Below are 1,721 nucleotides of genomic sequence, written 5' to 3'. Positions count from 1 at the left end.
AATAATACCGCATACAAGAACTCAAGCTGACACTGGATTTCACACTTATCGTATTACTTTAAAACTACCCCGGCGAAGCCAAGGAAGCCCATATCGGCTTGACTGGCGGTACGCCAAACCTGATTTACATCGACGGCAAGCCGGCGCAGAAACTGACGAATGACAATCTGGTGGATGAGCTTGAACGCTTGATCCGCCAGAAAGCGGCCGAGAAGGTCGAAGCTGACGCAGCGGTAATCGCGCGCGGCTGACCCTGACTGCAGAGCCGAACGAATTTAAGGATTTATTGTGAGTAAGTCATTGCAAGCCATTCGTGGCATGAACGACATCCTGCCCGAACAGACCCCGCTGTGGCGTTATTTCGAAGGCACCGTCTCGCGTCTGCTGGATAACTACGGTTACAAGCAGATCCGCATGCCGATCGTTGAGTTCACCGATCTGTTCAAGCGTTCGATCGGCGAAGTCACCGACATCGTCGAAAAAGAGATGTACACCTTCGAAGACCGCAACGGCGACTCCCTGACCCTGCGTCCGGAAGGCACCGCGGCCTGCGTGCGTGCAGTGCTTGAACACGGCATCACCGGTGGTGGCCAAGTCCAGAAGCTCTGGTACATCGGCCCGATGTTCCGTCACGAGCGTCCGCAGAAAGGCCGTTATCGCCAGTTCCACCAGATCGGTCTGGAAGTGTTCAACCTCGACGGCCCGGATATTGATGCCGAGCTGATCGTGATGACCTGGCGCCTGTGGGGCGAGCTGGGTATCCGTGATGCGGTCAAGCTTGAGCTGAACAGCCTCGGCACCAGCGAGTCCCGTGCCCGTTATCGTGATGCGCTGGTCGAGTACCTCTCGGCGCACCACGAAAAACTGGACGAAGACAGCCAGCGTCGCCTGAAAACCAACCCGCTGCGCGTGCTCGACACCAAAAATGCCGACACGCAGGCTGTGCTGGTTGATGCGCCGAAAATGGCCGACTACCTCGACGACGAGTCTCGTGTGCACTTCGAAGGCCTCAAGGCGCGTCTGGATGCCGTCGGCATTCCTTACGTCCTGAACCCCAAGCTGGTTCGCGGTCTGGATTACTACAGCAAAACCGTTTTCGAATGGGTCACCGACAAACTCGGTGCCCAGGGCACTGTCTGCGCGGGCGGTCGTTACGACGGTCTGGTTGAGCAGATGGGCGGCAAGCCTACCTCCGGCGTCGGTTTCGCCATGGGTATCGAGCGTCTGGTGTTGATGCTCGAAACCCTTGAGCAGATCCCGGAAGAAATCTCCCGTCAGGTCGATGTCTACCTCTGCGCTTTCGGCGAAGAGGCTGAACTGGCCGGTCTGGCTCTGGCTGAACGTGTACGCGATCTACTTCCAAACCTGCGCCTGCAAGTCAATGCCGGCGCCGGCAGCTTCAAAAGCCAGTTCAAGAAAGCCGACAAGAGCGGTGCGCTGTACGCACTGATCCTCGGTGACGACGAAATGGCCCAGCAAGTGGTAGGTTTCAAACCCCTGCGTGGCCAGGGCGAACAACAAAGCATTGCCTGGGATGCACTCGCTGCGCACCTGGCCACCTGCGTCGTGCAGGGTTGAAGCTGTCAAACAGCCGAATTAGCGATTAAGGAGTATTGGGGTGTCGAGTACCGAAGACGAACAGTTGGCGGATTTGAAGGACTGGTGGACACGCAACGGCAAACCTCTGGTCACCGGCGGCCTGTTGGCGCTGGTCATCGTGT

General features: G+C 57.6%; 1 protein-coding gene and 2 pseudogenes. All 3 read left to right on the top strand.

Annotated features, from left to right (window positions below):
• Positions 1 to 62: 62 nt before the first annotated feature.
• A pseudogene (locus ACIOZM_RS31485) lies at positions 63 to 251 on the top strand (4-hydroxy-3-methylbut-2-en-1-yl diphosphate synthase); the annotation flags it as partial.
• A 37-nt stretch (positions 252 to 288) separates the two neighbouring features.
• On the top strand, positions 289 to 1,578 hold the full coding sequence (gene hisS, locus ACIOZM_RS31480) for a histidine--tRNA ligase (protein WP_401221521.1): 1,290 nt from the start codon (positions 289 to 291) through the stop codon (positions 1,576 to 1,578).
• A 40-nt stretch (positions 1,579 to 1,618) separates the two neighbouring features.
• A pseudogene (locus ACIOZM_RS31475) lies at positions 1,619 to 1,721 on the top strand (GTP-binding protein); the annotation flags it as partial.

This window comes from Pseudomonas sp. NPDC087346 (assembly GCF_044744235.1).
Classification (GTDB): Bacteria; Pseudomonadota; Gammaproteobacteria; order Pseudomonadales; family Pseudomonadaceae; genus Aquipseudomonas.
The sequence above is the reverse complement of the archived record's forward strand: the minus strand, read 5'-3'. Positions and strand labels throughout refer to the sequence as shown.